Source organism: Streptomyces sp. NPDC042002, assembly GCF_055588305.1.
Genome location: NZ_JBVJCT010000083.1, coordinates 1 through 2224, shown reverse-complemented (window position 1 = coordinate 2224; position 2224 = coordinate 1). Strand labels below are relative to the sequence as shown.

The window sequence follows — 2224 nt, the reverse complement described above, 5'->3', positions numbered from 1 at the left end:
GGCCCACCGCGCCGGGCCCTCACCACGCCCACCGACCGACACCGCTCCAAACGACCCCGCGCAGCCAGCCATCATCCTCAACTGAAACGGCGAGGCTAGGGCGTGACGACGAGTCTTCTACCTCGCAGGTCGGTTCGCTGCCAGGCGGTTTCGATCTGGCTCAACGGAACGTGTTCCAGGTCAAAGGTGAGGCGTCCGTCGCGCGCCCACGCCACGACTTGGTTGTAGGCGTCCGTGAGGGAAGCCGCGTCCAGGTTCTTGCTCGCGCCGCAGATTTCGACGCCGGAGGTGCGCAAGCTCTGGGCGGCGAGGGTGAGCTCTGGACCGGCCGACTCGCCGATCTGCACGAGCCGGGTGGGTTTGGCCGTCTTGAGTCTCTCGGGAGTGAGCGCGCGCAGCAGCATCTCGGTGGGGCGACCCCAGAGGAAGTCCAGCACCACGTCGTAGCCATCGGGTGCCGCGCCGGCGTATGCGTGAATAAGGGCCTCGTCGGAAACGTCGGTGTTGATCACGGTGTCGGCGCCGAGGGCATGCAGTTCTTGTAGCGCGATGTCATCGCGTCCGGTGCATACGATCCGGCCGGCGCCGAGCAGCCGGGCGACTTCGACTGTCAGTCGGCCGGCCACCCCGGTTGCCCCCTGGATGAGTACCGTCTCTCCGGGAGTCAAGTCGGCTGCGGTCTTCCCGGCGAAGCCGGTCACCGCAGAGGCGAGCACCACAGCGACCTCGGGGTCGACGCCTTCCGGCGCCGGAACAATGCTGCTCTCCGCGACCACGGTTCGTTCGGCGAGGGCGCCGTAGGGAGGCCGTGGCTGGCTGAACCCGACGAGAGTGCCGTCCGGCAGGGCGCCGATCCCGTCGAAGCCAGGAATCGCGGGCAGTTGCGGCAGGAACTGCCTGCTGGCGAAGTGTGTCCCGGCGGCGGTCGCCTTGTCGATGTTCTCCACCGCGACCGCTTTGACCTCGACGACCACCTCGCCGTCACCCGCGACCGGCTCCGGGAAGTCCTCATATCTGGGAATGCCGCCGATCTCGTGCAGCACCGCCGCCTTCATTTGGGTCACCTCCACCACCCCCTAGTCTCTAACACCGTTAGAGGTCGACCCTATCACCGTTAGAGTGGTGTGCAGGGAAGGGAGATCATGGCACTGGACAAACAACGCATCGTGGCTGAAGCCATCACGCTGCTCGATGAAGGCGGGCTCGACGCAGTGACCCTGCGCAAGCTGGCCCAGCGGCTCGGCGTTCAGGCACCCACCCTCTACTGGCACATCCGCAACAAGGCCGAACTGATCAGCGAACTGGCCGAGGTCATCCTCGAAGACCTCACAGAGCTGAGCCCGCCGGCAGAGGACGAACCCTGGCGGGACTGGCTGACGGTCGTGGCGCAACGCATGCGCGAAGCGATGCTCGCCCATCCCGACGGCGCCCGGGTCGTCTCCGCCGCGCATCTGTCACCGACTCTCGCGGCCGTCTCGGAGCTGGCGATGAGCACCCTCGTCCGCCGAGGACTGCACCTGCGGCAGGCCCGCCTGACCGTGCTTGCCCTACAGCGGTTCATCATCGGCCACGTCCTGGAAGAGCAGTCGCCCTCACCAGACCGGGATGCACTCCATGACTTCGACGCCGAATCGTTCGCCGCACGCCACCCCACGATCACCGCAGGAATCGCCGACTACTTCCAAGATGGCCGCACCGTCGACGACCTCTTCCGTGACAGCCTCGAAGTGATCTTGCAGTGAGCTCAATTGATCCACAGGTCTTGACAATTGCTCCTGCGCGCGCGGTCGTCCCACGCACTGAACTCCCGCGACTGGTCCCGTTGTGGGCCGCCAGCGCCCTCGCCGACTACCGGCGCGGGACTGTTCCGTCCGCGAGATGTTAACTTCCCGGCCTTGGGGCACGGCCCGGCTGCCAGCAAACCGGCTACATGCCTCGCTCGTGGGCACGGACATACGTGTAACCCTGAGGGAGTTCGTGGGAACCGACCAGGCCGGCGCGGAGGTGGTCTTCCCGGTATGCATCCCTAGCCTCCGGGCTGGCCTCCTTGCCGAGATGCCCTATGCGCATAAGGTGCCCGGCCACAGAGTGAGCAGTGGCTGCTAGTCCCAGCCTCGCGTCATCGGACCTAACCTCGCCGTTTCACTTGGTGTGGGGCCGGGTTCTGTGCGGTAACGCGAAAGTGCCTTCTGAGCTGGGACGATGAACCTTGTCGAGGGGTTCT

General features: G+C 66.1%; 2 protein-coding genes. One reads left to right on the top strand and one right to left on the bottom strand.

Annotated features, from left to right (window positions below; translation table 11 throughout):
• Nucleotides 1–95: 95 nt before the first annotated feature.
• Nucleotides 96–1055 (bottom strand): quinone oxidoreductase family protein, encoded by a 960-nt coding sequence (locus tag ACZ6KY_RS42115; protein WP_469315526.1) that lies wholly within the window; start codon nt 1053–1055, stop codon nt 96–98.
• Nucleotides 1056–1142: 87 nt separating this feature from the next.
• On the opposite strand from ACZ6KY_RS42115, the gene ACZ6KY_RS42110 reads away from it, so the two are divergent.
• Nucleotides 1143–1742, top strand: coding sequence for a TetR/AcrR family transcriptional regulator C-terminal domain-containing protein (locus ACZ6KY_RS42110; protein WP_469315525.1), 600 nt, complete (start codon nt 1143–1145; stop codon nt 1740–1742).
• Nucleotides 1743–2224 lie beyond the last annotated feature (482 nt).